General features: G+C 68.4%; 19 protein-coding genes and 1 riboswitch. Of the genes, 6 read left to right on the top strand and 13 right to left on the bottom strand.

Annotated elements, in window-relative coordinates:
• Positions 1-29 precede the first annotated feature (29 nt).
• Positions 30-103: riboswitch (S-adenosyl-L-homocysteine riboswitch) on the top strand.
• A 91-nt stretch (positions 104-194) separates the two neighbouring features.
• A complete protein-coding gene (gene ahcY, locus CKO33_RS10355; RefSeq protein ID WP_200182165.1) occupies positions 195-1,610 on the top strand; it encodes an adenosylhomocysteinase in 1,416 nt (471 codons plus the stop codon).
• A gap of 315 nt (positions 1,611-1,925) precedes the next feature.
• The gene (metF, locus tag CKO33_RS10360; RefSeq protein WP_200182166.1) at positions 1,926-2,789 is read left to right on the top strand and encodes a methylenetetrahydrofolate reductase [NAD(P)H]; all 864 of its coding nucleotides are present in this window, start codon (positions 1,926-1,928) and stop codon (positions 2,787-2,789) included.
• Between the two features lie 73 nt (positions 2,790-2,862).
• Here metF and typA read toward each other — a convergent pair whose 3' ends face one another.
• The 4 genes from typA to CKO33_RS10380 all read right to left on the bottom strand — a co-directional run bounded on the left by typA (position 2,863) and on the right by CKO33_RS10380 (position 5,773).
• Positions 2,863-4,680 (bottom strand): translational GTPase TypA, encoded by a 1,818-nt coding sequence (gene typA, locus CKO33_RS10365; RefSeq protein WP_200182167.1) that lies wholly within the window; start codon positions 4,678-4,680, stop codon positions 2,863-2,865.
• 168 nt (positions 4,681-4,848) lie between these two features.
• On the bottom strand, positions 4,849-5,061 hold the full coding sequence (locus CKO33_RS10370; protein WP_200182168.1) for a hypothetical protein: 213 nt from the start codon (positions 5,059-5,061) through the stop codon (positions 4,849-4,851).
• Between the two features lie 26 nt (positions 5,062-5,087).
• A complete protein-coding gene (locus tag CKO33_RS10375; protein WP_200182169.1) occupies positions 5,088-5,513 on the bottom strand; it encodes a PIN domain-containing protein in 426 nt (141 codons plus the stop codon).
• The gene (locus tag CKO33_RS10380; RefSeq protein WP_200182170.1) at positions 5,510-5,773 is read right to left on the bottom strand and encodes an antitoxin; all 264 of its coding nucleotides are present in this window, start codon (positions 5,771-5,773) and stop codon (positions 5,510-5,512) included. The genes CKO33_RS10375 and CKO33_RS10380 overlap by 4 nt, the downstream gene beginning before the upstream one ends.
• A gap of 196 nt (positions 5,774-5,969) precedes the next feature.
• On the opposite strand from CKO33_RS10380, the gene CKO33_RS10385 reads away from it, so the two are divergent.
• Positions 5,970-6,341, top strand: a complete 372-nt coding sequence (locus tag CKO33_RS10385; protein ID WP_200182171.1) for a cupin domain-containing protein — start codon at positions 5,970-5,972, stop codon at positions 6,339-6,341.
• A gap of 17 nt (positions 6,342-6,358) precedes the next feature.
• Here the strand turns inward: CKO33_RS10385 and CKO33_RS10390 are convergent, their stop codons facing one another.
• Positions 6,359-6,604 (bottom strand): YcgL domain-containing protein, encoded by a 246-nt coding sequence (locus CKO33_RS10390; protein ID WP_200182172.1) that lies wholly within the window; start codon positions 6,602-6,604, stop codon positions 6,359-6,361.
• Between the two features lie 5 nt (positions 6,605-6,609).
• The gene (locus CKO33_RS10395; RefSeq protein WP_200182173.1) at positions 6,610-7,320 is read right to left on the bottom strand and encodes a hypothetical protein; all 711 of its coding nucleotides are present in this window, start codon (positions 7,318-7,320) and stop codon (positions 6,610-6,612) included.
• 141 nt (positions 7,321-7,461) lie between these two features.
• On the opposite strand from CKO33_RS10395, the gene CKO33_RS10400 reads away from it, so the two are divergent.
• Positions 7,462-7,989 (top strand): GspH/FimT family pseudopilin, encoded by a 528-nt coding sequence (locus CKO33_RS10400; protein ID WP_200182174.1) that lies wholly within the window; start codon positions 7,462-7,464, stop codon positions 7,987-7,989.
• Between the two features lie 52 nt (positions 7,990-8,041).
• On the opposite strand, the gene CKO33_RS10405 is transcribed toward CKO33_RS10400, so the two are convergent.
• A complete protein-coding gene (locus tag CKO33_RS10405; RefSeq protein ID WP_200182175.1) occupies positions 8,042-8,365 on the bottom strand; it encodes a high-potential iron-sulfur protein in 324 nt (107 codons plus the stop codon).
• A gap of 174 nt (positions 8,366-8,539) precedes the next feature.
• Here CKO33_RS10405 and CKO33_RS10410 point away from each other — a divergent pair, with 174 nt between their 5' ends.
• Positions 8,540-9,175, top strand: coding sequence for an ABC transporter ATP-binding protein (locus tag CKO33_RS10410; protein ID WP_200182176.1), 636 nt, complete (start codon positions 8,540-8,542; stop codon positions 9,173-9,175).
• Here CKO33_RS10410 and CKO33_RS10415 read toward each other — a convergent pair.
• From CKO33_RS10415 to CKO33_RS10440, 6 genes are read right to left on the bottom strand one after another with little or no spacing between them, the layout of a single operon-like run.
• Entirely contained in the window at positions 9,162-9,809 is a 648-nt protein-coding gene (locus CKO33_RS10415; RefSeq protein WP_242472585.1) for an energy transducer TonB, read from the bottom strand. The genes CKO33_RS10410 and CKO33_RS10415 overlap by 14 nt on opposite strands.
• Positions 9,806-10,234: an ExbD/TolR family protein gene (locus CKO33_RS10420; RefSeq protein ID WP_200182177.1), complete on the bottom strand. Its 429-nt coding sequence runs from the start codon at positions 10,232-10,234 to the stop codon at positions 9,806-9,808. The genes CKO33_RS10415 and CKO33_RS10420 overlap by 4 nt, the downstream gene beginning before the upstream one ends.
• Positions 10,235-10,238: 4 nt before the next feature.
• Positions 10,239-10,634: an ExbD/TolR family protein gene (locus CKO33_RS10425; RefSeq protein ID WP_242472587.1), complete on the bottom strand. Its 396-nt coding sequence runs from the start codon at positions 10,632-10,634 to the stop codon at positions 10,239-10,241.
• The gene (locus CKO33_RS13880; RefSeq protein ID WP_200182179.1) at positions 10,624-11,391 is read right to left on the bottom strand and encodes a MotA/TolQ/ExbB proton channel family protein; all 768 of its coding nucleotides are present in this window, start codon (positions 11,389-11,391) and stop codon (positions 10,624-10,626) included. The genes CKO33_RS10425 and CKO33_RS13880 overlap by 11 nt, the downstream gene beginning before the upstream one ends.
• Before the next feature lie 6 nt (positions 11,392-11,397).
• On the bottom strand, positions 11,398-12,069 hold the full coding sequence (locus tag CKO33_RS10435) for an FmdE family protein (protein WP_200182180.1): 672 nt from the start codon (positions 12,067-12,069) through the stop codon (positions 11,398-11,400).
• Between the two features lie 53 nt (positions 12,070-12,122).
• Positions 12,123-14,072, bottom strand: a complete 1,950-nt coding sequence (locus tag CKO33_RS10440; protein WP_200182181.1) for a TonB-dependent receptor domain-containing protein — start codon at positions 14,070-14,072, stop codon at positions 12,123-12,125.
• A gap of 180 nt (positions 14,073-14,252) precedes the next feature.
• Here CKO33_RS10440 and CKO33_RS10445 point away from each other — a divergent pair.
• The coding region (locus tag CKO33_RS10445; RefSeq protein WP_200182182.1) for a LysR family transcriptional regulator at positions 14,253-15,175 on the top strand (923 nt) is incomplete at its 3' end.

Genomic DNA, 15,175 nt, shown 5'->3' on the forward strand with positions numbered 1-15,175 from the left:
TTCATCACTTTGCGCTATACTGATCTGCGTTGTCTGAGGAGCGCTGCAACGGATCCTCGAATCCGCCAGGCTCAGACACCTCCCAAAACGGCGCTCGCTGTACCCGCGATGCAAGTGGTCGGCGAGTCGAGTTCCCTACCTTCTTCTCCTCTCCGACCGCGCATCGCACTCGCCCAAGTAAGAGGAGTGTGTTCATGAACGCAGTCGTAGATACCCGCAACCCCGACTACGTTGTCGCCGACATCAACCAGGCCGACTTCGGCCGCAAGGAAATCGCCATCGCCGAGACGGAAATGCCCGGCCTGATGGCGACCCGTGAAGAATACGCCAAGTCCCAGCCGCTGAAGGGCGCCCGCATCGCCGGCAGCCTGCACATGACCATCCAGACGGCTGTGCTCATCGAGACCCTGAAGGCCCTGGGCGCCGACGTGCGCTGGGCGTCCTGCAACATCTTCTCCACCCAGGACCACGCCGCGGCCGCCATCGCCGCCGGTGGCACCCCCGTGTTCGCCTACAAGGGGGAAAGCCTGGAAGAGTACTGGCAGTTCTGCCACCGCATCTTTGAATGGTCCGACGGCGGCACGCCCAACATGATCCTGGACGATGGCGGCGACGCCACCCTGCTGATCCACCTGGGCTCCCGCGCCGAGAAGGATCCCTCCGTGGTGGAAAACCCCACCAACGAGGAAGAGCGCGTCCTGTTCGCCCAGATCAAGGAACGCCTGAAGACCCAGCCCGGCTGGTACTCCAACGTCCTGAAGAACATCCAGGGCGTCACCGAGGAGACCACCACCGGCGTGCACCGTCTGTACCAGATGGCCAAGGAAGGCTCCCTGCCGTTCCCGGCCATCAACGTCAACGACTCCGTCACCAAGTCCAAGTTCGACAACCTGTACGGCTGCCGCGAGTCCACCGTGGACGCCATCAAGCGCGCCACCGACGTGATGGTGGCCGGCAAGCGCGCCGTGGTCTGCGGCTACGGTGACGTGGGCAAGGGCGCCGCCCAGTCCCTGCGTGCCCTGTCCGCCGAGGTGTGGGTCACCGAGATCGACCCCATCTGCGCCCTGCAGGCGGCGATGGAAGGCTTCCGCGTGGTGACCATGGATGAGGCCTGCGACAAGGCCGACATCTTCGTCACCGCCACCGGCAACAAGGACGTGATCACCGCCGATCACATGTCCCGCATGAAGGACCAGTCCATCGTCTGCAACATCGGCCACTTCGACTCCGAGATCGACGTCGCCGGTCTGCGCAAGTACCAGTGGGAGAACATCAAGCCCCAGGTGGACCACATCATCTTCCCCAAGGGCAACCGCATCATCCTGCTGGCCGAAGGCCGCCTGGTGAACCTGGGTTGCGGCACGGGTCACCCCAGCTTCGTGATGTCCAACTCCTTCACGAACCAGACCCTGGCCCAGATCGAGCTGTGGCAGCACGGTGACAAGTACGAAAACGACGTGTACATCCTGCCCAAGCACCTGGACGAGAAGGTGGCCGAGCTGCACCTTGGCAAGATCGGCGCCAAGCTGACCAAGCTCACCGAAGATCAGGCCAAGTACCTGGGCCTGCCCATCGAAGGGCCCTTCAAGCCGGAACACTACCGGTACTGATCGCGGCGCCGTGGGCTTGGGGTCACCTGGTGTACCCCGGGCGCGGCACGCGAGCCTGGCACCGCCCACCCGGGCGGTGCCCTCGGGCGGCCCCGGCATCCTGCTGGGGCCGTTCATTGTCCGCGGCACCCACCGTGCCCCGCACTGCCCCACCCGCCGTCCTTCTTCCCTGTTCGTATTCACCCGGCCGGTGAACCGCCCACAAGGCGGGCTCCGGGACCGCACCATCCGCCCGAAGGGTTCGGATGCGTGGCACACGCGCCCGGCAACCGGCGGGATGAAGCCCCACCCCGCAACCACTGCGAGGAACGACCCATGAAATCCCAGAAGCGATTCGAACGCACCTTCAGCTTCGAGTTCTTCCCGCCCAAAAACGACGAGGGCGCCCGCAAACTCCGGGAGACCTGGACCCAGCTGGCCCAGCTGAATCCCCGTTTCTTCTCCGTCACCTACGGTGCCGGCGGCTCCACCCAGGCACGCACCCTGGAGACCGTGCTGGAGATCCACAAGAGCTCCGGCGTGGATGCGGCGCCGCACCTGTCCTGCATCGACTCCACCGCGGAGCAGATGCGCGGCATCCTGCAGATGTACAAGGACAACGGCCTGCGCCACATCGTCGCCCTGCGCGGCGACCTGCCCTCGGGCATGCGCGACCCCGGCGAGTTCCGCTACGCCAACGAGCTGGTGGAATTCATCCGCAAGGAGACCGGGGATCACTTCAGCCTGGAGGTGGCCGCCTATCCGGAGATCCATCCCCAGGCCCCCGACGCCTTCAAGGACATGGATAACTTCGCGCGCAAGGTGAAGGCCGGGGCCAATTCCGCCATCACCCAGTACTTCTATGCGCCGGAGGCCTATTTCCGCTTCGTGGACGATTGCGAGCGACGGGACATCGACATCCCCATCGTGCCGGGGATCATGCCCATCACCAACTACAAGCAGCTGGCCCGCTTCTCCGATACCTGCGGCGCCGAGATCCCCCGCTGGATCCGCAAGCGCCTGGAGGCCTACGGCGAGGACACCGCCTCCATCCGCGCCTTCGGCGAGGAGGTGGTCACCGACCTGTGCGCCCGCCTGCTGGAGGCCGGTGCGCCGGGGCTGCACTTCTACACCATGAACCAGGCCGGCCCCATCCAGGCCATCTGGAAGAACCTGGGCCTGAAGCCGGAACCGAAATAAGCCCCGGCCGCACGGCGCAGCACCCTCCTCCGGCCCCACCCCCGCCCGCGGGGGCGGGGCCTTTTTTATGGGCTCAGCCCGCCGCCCGGGCCGCGCGCTTGCGCTCGTGCTCCAGCAGCAGCTTCTTGCGCAGGCGGATGGCCCCGGGGGTCACCTCCACCAGCTCGTCGTCCTCGATGAACTCCAGGGCCTGTTCCAGGGACAGCCGCATGGGGGGCGTGAGGATGATGTTCTCATCGGAACCGGCGGCGCGGATGTTGGTGAGCTGCTTGGCCTTGAGGGGGTTCACCACCAGGTCATTGTCGCGGCTGTGGATGCCGATGATCATGCCCTCGTACACCTCCTCCCCGGGACCGATGAACATCCGACCCCGGTCCTGCAGGTTGAACAGGGCAAACCCCAGGGCCTTGCCGGCCCCGTTGGCGATGAGCACGCCATTGTTGCGCGGCGCCACGGCCCCGGGACGGTAGGGCCCGTAGCTGTCGAAGACATGGTGCAGGATGCCCGTGCCGGAGGTGGCGGTGAGGAACTCCGTCTGGAAGCCGATCAGGCCCCGGGAGGGCACGCGAAAATCCAGGCGCACCCGGCCCTTGCCGTCCGGGATCATGTCCAGCATCTCACCGCGGCGGGCCCCCAGCTTCTCCATGATGGCCCCCTGGTGCTCCTCTTCCACATCCACGGTCACCATCTCGTAGGGTTCCTCCTTCACCCCGTCCTTCTCGCGCACGATCACCTCGGGCCGGGACACCCCCAGCTCGTAGCCCTCGCGGCGCATGTTCTCGATGAGGATGGACAGGTGCAGCTCGCCCCGGCCCGACACCCGGAACTTGTCCGGATCGTCGGTATCCTCCACCCGCAGGGCCACGTTGTGCTTGAGCTCCTCCATGAGCCGCTCGCGCAGGTTGCGGGAGGTGACATACTTGCCGTCGCGGCCGGCAAACGGCGAGGTGTTCACCTGGAAGGTCATGTTCACCGTGGGCTCGTCCACGGTCAGGGCCTTGAGGGGCTCCACGGCGGCGGGATCGCAGAGGGTGTCGGAGATGTACAGCTCCTCCATGCCGCTGAAGGCGATGATGTCCCCGGCGCCCGCCTCCGGCACCTCCACCCGCTCCAGGCCGCGAAAGCCCAGGATCTGCAGGATGCGGCCGTTGCGCACGTTACCCTCCCGGTCCATCACCTTGACGGCGGTATTGGTGCGGACCTTGCCGCGGGTGATGCGGCCGATGCCCAAAAGCCCCTGATAAGTGTTGTAGTCCAGGGAGGAGACCTGCAACTGAAAGGGGCCGTCCGGGTCCACCGCCGGCGGCGGCACCCGGTCCACAATGGTCTGGAACAGGGGCGTCATGTCCCCCTCGGTCACATCATGCTCCAGGCCCGCAAAACCCCTGAGGGCGGAGCAGTACACCACCGGGAAGTCCAGCTGGTCCTCGTCGGCCCCCAGGCGGTCGAACAGGTCAAAGATCTGGTCCACCACCCAGTGGGGCCGGGCCCCGGGGCGGTCGATCTTGTTGATCACCACGATGGGCTTGAAGCCCATGGCGAAGGCCTTGGCGGTGACAAAGCGGGTCTGGGGCATGGGGCCGTCCACCGCATCCACCAGCAGCAGCACCGAATCCACCATGGACAGCACCCGCTCCACCTCGCCGCCGAAGTCGGCGTGGCCGGGGGTGTCCACCACGTTGATGCGGTATCCGTTCCAGTCCAGGGCCGTGTTCTTGGCCAGGATGGTGATGCCCCGTTCCTTCTCCAGGGCGTTGGAATCCATCATGCGCTCCACCACCTGGGCGCGGGCGTCCAGAGTGCCCGACTGCTGCAGCAGCTTGTCCACCAGGGTGGTCTTGCCGTGGTCCACGTGGGCGATGATGGCGATATTGCGAAGCTTGTCCGTCATGGGGTATCGGCCTTCCGGGGAGGCGATTGCAACAAGGAGGGGCGCCGATTATACCCCCTGGCCGGGGGCGCGCATACACGCCCCGGGGCGGCAGAACGGCCCGATGCACACAGGTGCCGCATCCTTGCCCAACCTGAAGGCCGATGCCGGGCCCACCCGACGAGCGCGTTATTCCTCGAACCCGGACGATCCGAACTTCAATACATGACAGTTTTCCTTGACCGTGCGCTGGAGCTGCTCATCGAAACCATCCGGACTGGTGACTCCGATTTCGACCGAGATCCTAACCTGCACCCCCGCAGGGATCGTGAACTGCTGCATCAACTCATCGACCAGGGTGGCGAAATCCATCTTCGCCTTCACGGGGTCCAGATCGACCATCCCATGAACGGCTCCCTGGCACCGTATCAGGTTCCAGCTCCAGCAGATGCCACCCAATCCTCGATCCTCAGCCCGGCGATGCGACTGAACTCGCGGGTATTGTGGGTCACGAGGATGGCGTCTTCGGCCAATGCGTGGCAGGCGATCCATAAATCGTTGGCGCCGATGGGGGTGCCGCTTTCCTTGAGGCGCGTTGCCTGCTCGGCATAGTGGTGGCAGATGGCCGCTCCCGAAGGATAGAGAACGGGCACCTGCCGGGCCAGGGCTTCCAGGCGTTGCAGGACTTCTGTTTTGCGGGTGCTTCGTTCGGCCCCTTTGAGCAATTCGGCCCAGGTGACAAAAGACATGCACAAGCTGTCGTCCACGGGCAGTGCATCGATATACTGCCCGATACCAGGCGGTCGATTTTTGATCAGGTAAATCAGGATGTTGGTATCGAGCAGATAGGTCACATGGCCTCCCGCTCCTGCATGGGCAAGGGATCGTTCCGATCGGCCTCCAGGGCGGCCACGAAGGCCTCGTCCACCTCGCACAGGGCCTGCAGGGTCTGCATCAACGCCGAACCACGTTGCGCAGGCAAGGGATGGATCACCAGATCACCTGCCTCGGTGCGGGAGATGCGGACACGATCGGTGTTGATCCGAAACTCTGCAGGGATGCGAATGGCCTGACTGTTCCCGTTGGTGAAGACCCGGGTCGTGCGTGTTTCCATGGATCACCCCGCGCGTGTGTACGTGAATGTATATATTTTAGGCCTGCAAGACGGAAGGCTCAAGCACATCCCAGACACCCGGGCGGAAGCCTGGCAGACCACTGCACCTATACACCCCGCAGCGCCGCGCTTGCCGCCGGGGACGGGGGGCGGCACACTGGGACGCCAGCCACGGGCGCCGCGAGGAGCAGCCACCATGAAGACCCGCTACGAGGAGATCGCCCCCTACCGCACCCTGGACGGTTCCGAGATCCGCGAACTCATGCACCCCCGCCTGCACGGCGAAGGCGGGCAGAGCCTGGCCGAGGCCCGGGTGGAGCCGGGGGCGCGCACGGAGCTGCACCGCCACCGCGTCACCGAGGAGATCTACCACTTCACCCAGGGGGAGGGGATGATGCGTCTGGATGCCGAGGAGTTCCCCGTCACCACCGGGGACACGGTGCGCATCCCGCCGGGCACCCCGCACCGGGTGCGCAACACCGGCAGCGTGCCCCTGCGCATCCTCTGCGCCTGCGCCCCCGCCTACAGCCACGAGGACACGGACATCCTGGAACACGAGGGCGCCTGAAGGGGAGCTCCGGACCTTCAGGCGGGGCGTTCGTTCTCGCTGGGGATCTGCAGGTGAAACCCCTGGCGCAGGAGATTGCCCAGGACCTGGCCGGCCTCCTCCCGGGCCAGTTTCCGTTGCGGCGTGAGGACGATCTCCAGGGCCAACTCCGGCGGGCCGAAGAGGCGCATCAAGGGCTCCGGTACGGCGGAGAACCCGTCCCGTCGGGGCAGATAGATGTAGGTATCGGCCCGGCGCGGGCTGCGGTAGACGTAGCACTGCATCGCGTTCAGCTCTCCCCTTCCGGATCCGGCCCGGCGGACCGGGGCGCGGCCCCCTTCACGTCCCAGACCTCCACGCGGCGGATCTCCTCATAGGCATACTCGAAGGTGGCCGAGCCCCCGCGATAGGCCCGCTGCAGGTGCAGTGAATCCACATCGGCCCGGTCCAGGGTGCCCTCCAGCACCTCGCCGTTCTCCAGGGTCACGCGCAGACGTTCCCCCTCCAGCCGGGGCAGTTCCGCGATCCCTGCCGGGCGGAAGGCCCGCTGCCGCGGCGGCCGCGGTTCCAGACTGTCCTCGGGGGGCAGGGGCTGCACCCGCTCCAGGGCATAGGGATCGAAATCCAGCATCTCCAGAGGGGCCCCGGTCTGCTCCTCCAGGCGGCGCACCTGGGCCTCGTTGGGTACATCCAGATCCTGGGGCCGGGGCAAGGGTACGGCGATCTCCGTCTCCATGCCGGCACGCCCCATCAGGCGCTCCAGCGTCCGGTCCGCGCCGCCGTAGAGGGCCCCGGCCACCACCACCAGACCCATGACCCCAAGGACGAAACCCAGGCGCGCCACGCGCCAGTGGAGCAGCACGAAGGCCAGGGACGGCCCCGGCACCAGGGTCACCAGCCCCCAGAGCCAGCCCCGCCAGAACCCCTGTCGGGCCACCAGGACATAGCCCGCCAGAAACAGACCCAGGCCCACCAGCAGGGCGCCGTTCACCAGGTTCATGCACTCCTCCCCCGAAACACCGAGCGGACCACGGAGGCCCCGGACTTCCAGTATAGCGCGGCCGGCAAGCGTCCCCCTGCAGATTGCCCGGGCCTCATCACGGGACTATTCTTGAGCAAAGGCCGGGAAACGGAGGACAGGATGTCCACGCAAACGAAGGGATACACCCTCATGGAACTGCTCGTCACCCTGACCCTGATGGTGGTGCTCACCACACTGGTGATCCCGGGCTGGGCCACACTCCTGGGGGAGCAGCGTCTGGCTGCCGCCACCAACACCCTGATACAGGCCCTGACTGCGGCGCGCTTTGCGGCGGTGAAGCGGGGCGAAGGGGTGGTGCTCTGCCCTTCCACCGATGGCCGCGTCTGCGCCAAGGTACCCTACCATCGGGGCTGGATCCTGCGCCCGGCTCCGGAGACCGTCCCCGCCCTGGAAACCCAGGCCCCGGTGCTGCGTGCCTGGGCCGGCCCCCGGGGAGCCGTGGCCATCCACACCGGCAAGGGCCTGGCGCGCTACGTGGCCTACCAGCCGGACGGACAGACCCGGCAGTTGAACGGGGCGCTGCAGATGGGCACCTTCCGGCTCTGTCAAGGAGATCAGGGACGAAAGGTCATCATCAGCCAAACGGGGCGCGTGCGCGTGGAACGGGCCCCGTGCGATACATCATGAGGTCCGCCGTTGCCGCGCACAGGGCGCGCACGGCAACGGCGTGGGGCCGGGCTCAGCTGCGCGGCACGTAGGCGCTGCACCAGCCCCCGGCGGCCACCACCTTGCCGGGGAACACGGCACAGGGGCCCCAGTCCTGGGCGTTGGGATCGGTATAGAGATCGCAGTTCAGGCAGGTCTGGCCCTGCTGATAGTCGGCGTGATCCGCATCCGCGGCGTTGTGCACATAGTGCAGCGCCTGGGCCGAGGGGTCATCCTCCTTGAGCCGCTCCTGGGCCTGGGCATTGCTGCTCCAGACCAGTCCGGCCATGGGCACGGCGGCCAGACCGCAGGTACCGGCCTTGAGGAACTTGCGACGGCTGATGTGGTGATCGCTCATATTCTCGGCTCCTGTTATGGTGATGATCGATGCCGCGGCCGCCCCGGATGGGGCGTGGTTCTCCTCGGTCTCGCATCATCCGCCCCCGGGAAGGCCGCCCGATTGACCGTATACAATCCCCCAGGGCACTGCAACCGGGACGGGGCGGGTCCGGGACGGATATCATCGCTGCCCATGACCAACATCACTTCTGCGCTGCTGTCCCTGCGGGACCTGCGCTTCGCCGGCCTGGGTCCGGTACAACTGGAACTGCATGCCGGTGAGGTCATGCAGATTGCCGGTGCCTCGGGGGCGGGGAAGTCCCTGCTGCTGCGGGCCATCGCCGATCTGGACCAAAACACCGGGCAGGTGGCCCTGGAAGGCCGGAGGCGGGAAACCCTCACCCCGGCCCGCTGGCGAAGTCAGGTGGGCTACCTGCCGGCGGAGCCGGCCTGGTGGGCAGATACGGTGGGGGAACACCTGCAGCGGGTGGACCGGGACTGGCTGGAGGGTCTGGGATTCCCCATGGAGGTGACGGACTGGGGGGTGGACCGGCTCTCCAGCGGGGAACGCCAGCGACTGGCCCTGGCACGTCTTTTGGCCCTGCGCCCCCGGGTGCTGCTGCTGGACGAGCCCACCGCCAATCTGGACCCGGAGAACACCCGGCGGGTGGAGGCCCTGGTGCGGGAGTACCTGACCACCCACGATGCCGGGGCCCTGTGGGTGAGCCACGACGCCGCGCAGCGCCAGCGGCTCGGCGGCACGCCGCTACACATGGAAGCCGGCCGCTTCGTCCCCGCCCCCGAAAAGGCCTTCCTCAACGCAGGCTGAAACGCACGGGCATCACCACGGTGAAGCGAGCGCCGGGGAGATCCGCCGGCATCGCCGGCAGGGGCCGGGCCCGCTCCAGCATCGCCTCCACCTCCCGGTCCAGTGCGGGATAGCCCGAAGACTGCACCACTTCGTGGGCGCGCACACGGCCCGCCCGGTCCACCACGAAACGCACCGTCACCGTCCCCTCCTGGCGCCGGAAACGGGCCTGACGCGGGTAACGCTTGTGCCGCTCCAGCCAGGCCTGTAGCTGCCGGGCGTAATCCCGCCGGATCTCCTCCCCCGCCGCCCCGCCGGCGGCCTGGGCCCCGGTCTGCTCCTCCCTGGAGGGGGATGCACCGGGCGCGGTGGCCTCTGCGGAACGGGAGGCCGCCGTTGCACCCCGGGGTCCCGGCTCGGGCTCGGGTTCGGGCTCGGGTTCGGGTTCGGGTTCGGGTTCGGCCGCCTCCGTCCCGGGGGCCTGGTCCCCTTCCCCCCCGGACCGACCCGCCACCTGGATCCGCATGCCGGTATCCGCCGTCCCCGGCTGTCCCCGGGGGTCCGGTTCCTGACGCACCAGCAACCACCCGGCCCCGGCATGCAGGGCCAGGGCCAGGATGAGGGCCAGGGCCCAGTGTCCCGGGCGCAGGCTCATGGCGCCCCGCCCCCGTCGAGGGTCTGGAGGAAGATCCGCGCCACCCCCGTCTCCTGCAATTGCCGGGTGAGGGCCAGCAGCCTGGCGGAGGAGACCCGGCGGTCGGCCCGCAGATACAGAGTGATCCCCTCCCCTTCCTCGCCGGCCGCCTCCACCGCCCGGACGAGGTGCGTCATCAGGGCCTGCCGCTCCAGGGGCTCCCCATCCAGGGCCAGACGCCCGTCCCGGTGCAGCAGGACCAGGCGGGCCTCCCCGGCACGGGTCTCATTCCGCTCCGAGACCGGGGCCTTTACGGCGAAGGGATCGGGCCGGGTGATGGCCCCGGCCAGCAGGAAGAAGATCAGCAGCAGGAAGACGATGTTGATCAGGGGGATCAGATGGGATTCATCATCACCACGCCGCGGCGGCATGGGGGGCAATTGCATGGCCTCAGTCCTCCGCCAGGGTGACCTGGGAGGCCCCGGCGGCGCGCACCTGGTCCAGTACGGCCACCAGCCGCTGCAGGGGCACATCCCCCTCGGGCTGCACCACCACGGCCCGCTCCGGCGCCTCCGCCAGCCGCGCGACCAGGGCCCGGGTGAGTCCGCCCGGTGCCATCGTCCGCCCTTCCAGACGGATGGCCCCATCGGCGGCAATCTGCACCCGCAGCACCGTCTGCTCCGCCGTGGCCGGGGCCTTGCCCGAGGCGGCGTGCAGCGGCAGCAGCCGCCAGTCCAGGAAGCTGGAGGCCAGCATGAAGAAGACCAGGAGGATGAACACCACGTCGATCAGCGGCGTGAGGCTGATGAGAGCGCGCCGCCGCGGGGGCGGGGCCTCAATCTCCATGGCCACTCGCCCGTTTCCGCTCGTCCTGCCTGCCGCCGCCCGGGGCGTCCTCGCCGGACACCGGATGGAGCCGCGCGGGGGTACTGCGCGGCTGCGGTGTCGCGGCGCCGGAACGGGCCGTGAACACCCGGGTGACGGCGTCCTGCATGCGGTGGCGGAAGCGTTCCAGCCAGCGCTCCAGGGCGTTGAGCACCGCCACCACCGGGATGGCCACCGCCAGCCCCACCGCCGTGGTGCTCAGGGCCACCCAGATGCCGCCGGAGAGGATGGCCGGATCCACCTGACTGCCCGCCGCCTCCAGGGCCTGGAAGGCGGAGATCATGCCCAGGACCGTACCCAGAAGGCCCAGCAGCGGGGCCAGGCTGCCGATCACCTCCAGGGTGCGGAACTGCCCCCGCAGGGTCTCCAGCCAGCCCCCGGCCACCCGGGCCACCTCCTCCCGCACCAGGGCCTCGGACATCTGCGGGTCCATCTGCCCGCCCATGGCCTGTTCCAGCACCCGCGCCGCCGGACTGCGGGACCCGGCCAGCACCTCCAGGGCCGCCTCGGCCCGTCCCGCCTCCCAGTGCTCCAGGGCCGCGTCCAGGCTGCGCCGGTCCCCGAGCCGCAGCCGGGCGAACTGCCAGAGCTTGGCCAGGATCACGGTCAGGGCCACCACGGACATCCCCAGGAGGATGGCCACCACCGGCCCCCCCACTTCCACCAGGGATCCGAGCCCCGCGAGGGGGCCGGCGGCGTCTTGGCTGATCTCATTCATATTGAGTCACTCGCTGTCATAGCCCGTGGTAGCGGTGGGCATCCAGAGCCCCACCCGCGTCACCGGCGCTTCGACGAACAGGGCCTGGGGGGATCGGCCGGGGAAGCCCTGCACCACCTCGGTCCAGCCCTGGCGCAGCCGCCGGGTCTCCTCCGGGGTGATCTCCCCCTGCATGCGCCGTTCCCGCAACTGGAACCACCCCTGTGGCCAGACCCCGGGCGCCAGGCGCACGTTCACCCCTTCCCCGGTGGACAGGCGGATCACCCGCAGTTGCAGGTCGGCGGCCGAGGTCAGCGGGGAGGGGGCCCCAGCGGACCCGACGGCGTGCTGCGCCCCCAGGACCCGCTCCAGCACGTCCGCCGCGCCCCGGGAATAGACCGGACTGAGCACCGCCAGATCCCCGGCACGGGGGGTCTCCCCCGCATCGTACAGCCGCTCCAGGGCATGGCGCAGGGCCAGGTAGGTAACCGTGACCGGCGGACAGGGATGACCGTGATGCCGGTAGACATCCTCCAGGGTGGCCGTGCGCACCTCTCCATCCAGGGCGATGATCTTGATGGGCAGGGTCCCGCCGGCGGCTTCTGCCCCGTCGGCCTCCCTGCCCTGCAGCGGGCCCTGCATCAGCAGCAGGACCGTGAACAGGGGCAGGGTTACGATATACCTTAAAACAGTGGGCATGGATCTGTCTCCAATCGGGGTTTCGGGCAAGGGTTCATGCATCGCTTCACGGATCAAAAACGGTAACGCGCGCTGAGGCGCACATCCCGCCCCGGTTCCGGGGCCGCCTCGGCATCCGTGCCCGCCGAGGCCTGGCTGCTGTACTGCTCATCCAGCAGGTTGTTCACCGCCAGCTGCAGCTCCAGCCGCCGCGCGAATCCGGGATGCCACTGGAGATGCACGTCGTGGACGCGATAGCCGTCCCGCGTCACCTCATCCCGGTGCACGGCATCCACCCATTGCAGGGTGTATCCCAGGCTCAGGTGCTCATGCAGCGCCCAGGTGCTGCCCCAGGTGAGGCGGTCCCCCAGGCTGACCCCCTTGCGGCGGGAGAAGCCCACGGCCTCCCCGCGATCGTTGCGGGTCTTGGCATGGAGATAGCCCAGACGGGTCTCGAATCCCCCCAGCCCCCAGCCAGCGCGGATCTCGTGGCCTTCGCTTTGGATGCCTTCATCGTTGTAGAAGCCGGTCACCGGCTCACCCCGGCGCCCGCCCTCGGCCACGATCCAGTCCTCGATCTCGGTATCGAAGAAGGACACCTGCATGTGGAAATGGTCGCCGGCACGCAGCACCCCCCGCCCCTCGAAACGCCCCCCCAACTCCCGGGTACGGGAACGCTCCGGCTGCAGGTCCTGCCCGTAGCGGGGCTTATCCGGTACCTGGTTGACCCCGGCGCCGGGGACGGTGTCCGCCAGCCAGCCGATGGGCACGGTGCCGGTACCGCGGGTGGCCTCGCCATAGCCGGCGAACGCCGAGAACCCACGGCCCAGATCCACCTCCGCCCCCAGACTCGGTGAGAGCTCGTCCCCGTTCAGGCGCACAGCCCCAAAACGGGTATCGAAATCGTCATGGCGCACCCCCAGGGACAGATGCCAGCGCCCCGCCATGAGCCGGTTCTGCAGATACAGACCCCGGGTCTCCATATCCACCCGGGCGCTGTTGCCCCCGCCCGACAGGGCCGTCTGCCGCCCTTCCTCCCGATCCAGGGAGGCCCCCACGGTGAGGGCGTTGAGCACGCCCCCCATCCGCAGGTGAAAGACATTGCGCAGATCCACTCCCTGGCCCTTGCTCTCCATGCGATGGCCCCAGAGCTCCAGGGTCTGCTCGTTCTGGTAGAGATTGGCCCGCCAGTGGATGAGATCCTGTCCCGGCGCTGCATAGCGGTGATCCAGGACATAGCTGTTCCGTTCGGTGACCTGGTGGGTGGGAGACCGTGCCCCACCGTCATAGGCCCAGTCCCCCGTGTACAACCCCTCATCCCGCAGACGCTCCGCACTCAGGCGCAATCGGTGGCCGCTTCCATGGAGCAGGCTGGCCTTGGCGAAGAGGTCTTCCACCTCCCCTTCGGAACCGGTCACCGCCCGGCCATCGCCGTCCTCATAAGGATCGAACAGGGTGCGGCTGTGATTCACCAGCATCCCCAGCCCGCCGGAGGTCTCACCGAAGGCCGTGACCCCGTGACGATAGCCCTGGTCCACCGTACTCAGGCCGCCACGCACCAGGGCCCCCCGGTCCCGGCCCGGTTCCAGCAGGTCCTGGGCGTCCACCGTTTCGAAGCGGATGCTCCCGCCCAGGGCCCCGGCCCCCTGATCCGCCGAGGGCAGGGTCTGCACCTCCACGCGCTTGAGCAGCTCCGGAGCGAGGCCGGTGACCCCGCCCCGGTGCTGGAAGAGATCCTGCCCCTGCCGGGCCCCGTCCACGGAGACATTCACATTGCTGCCCTCGATACCGCGCAGATAGAGGCGCTGCGCCGCGGGGGTACCGCCGCCCACCTCCACGGCGGGCGCATCCCGGAACAGGTCCTTGGTATCCCGCGACTGGGGCCTGGGGCGGATCTCCCGCTGCCCGGGACCGCCCCCGGCATGGGAGGTGACGCCGATCTCGTCCAGCACCAGGGCCTCCCCCGTGGTCCCTTCCGCCGCGGCCTGACCCGCACACACCGCCAGACAGAGCGCCGGCAGCATGCCCCGATGCCCCCCGGCTGCCCGCCACCGGCCCCGTACCGTTTCGGTTTTCTTCCCGATCATGCCTTTCTCCGAATGAAAAGAAATCGCAATGCGATTCATTTGCATTTCATTAGAATGGAGACCGGCCCCGGACAACACCCCAAAAGATGGAACGCTCCGTCCACGAAACGCAACGCCATGCATGACTTCGACGCCCTGCGGGCCCTCCTGGCCCTGCAACAACACGGCACCCTGAGCGCGGCGGCCGGGCATCTGGGCTGCCCCAAGTCCACCCTGAGCCGGCGCCTGGCCAGCCTGGAGAACGCCCTGGGCCACCGCCTCACCCGGCCCGAGGGCGGCCGCCTGGCGCTCACCGAGGCCGGACGGGAATACGCCCGTTACGGCCGGCGCATCCTGGATCTGGCGCATCAGGCCCACCTGGCCGTGGAGGCCACGCGGGAGACCATGACCGGGACCCTGCGCGTGGGCATCGGCCATGGACTGGGGATCCATTGGGCCACACAGGCCCTGAATGCCTTCCTGGACCGCCATCCCGGCATCCGCATGGAGGTGACCTGGATCCCGGCGGGCACCCGGCCGGACCCGGCCCGCGTGGACCTGTGGCTGTGCTGCGCCCGGGAGGAGGTGCCGGGCCTGCATCGCATCCCCCTGGGGGCATGGCGCCAGGAGATCTATGCCGCCGCCGGGGCCGATTGCCCCGACGCCGTTGCCCCGGAGGCCCTTGCCGCCTGCCCCTGGATGCTGCTCAAGGGGACGCAGACCATCCCCCTGCGCCACCGCCCCTCCGGGGAGGAAGTGAACCTCACCCCCGAGGCGCGCATGACCCTGGACACCCTGCCCATGCTGGCCGGGGCCATTGCCGACCAAGGCGGCATCGGCCTGCTGCCCCGCTGGTATGCGCAATGCCCGAAACACGGCCTGCAGGCACGGCTACGGCGGATCCTGCAGGCCTGGGAACCGCCTCCGGTGGAACTGGCCCTCTACCTGCCCCCGCCCCCGCGAAGCCGGCGCCTGCAGGCCCTGGCCGATCACCTCCAGGCCCGGGCCCCCGGCGCCCTGCCCGCGGGGGCATCGGCAACGGACGCGACCCTGGACGAAAT

The organism is Ectothiorhodospira mobilis, from assembly GCF_016584115.1.
Taxonomy (GTDB): Bacteria; Pseudomonadota; Gammaproteobacteria; order Ectothiorhodospirales; family Ectothiorhodospiraceae; genus Ectothiorhodospira; species Ectothiorhodospira mobilis.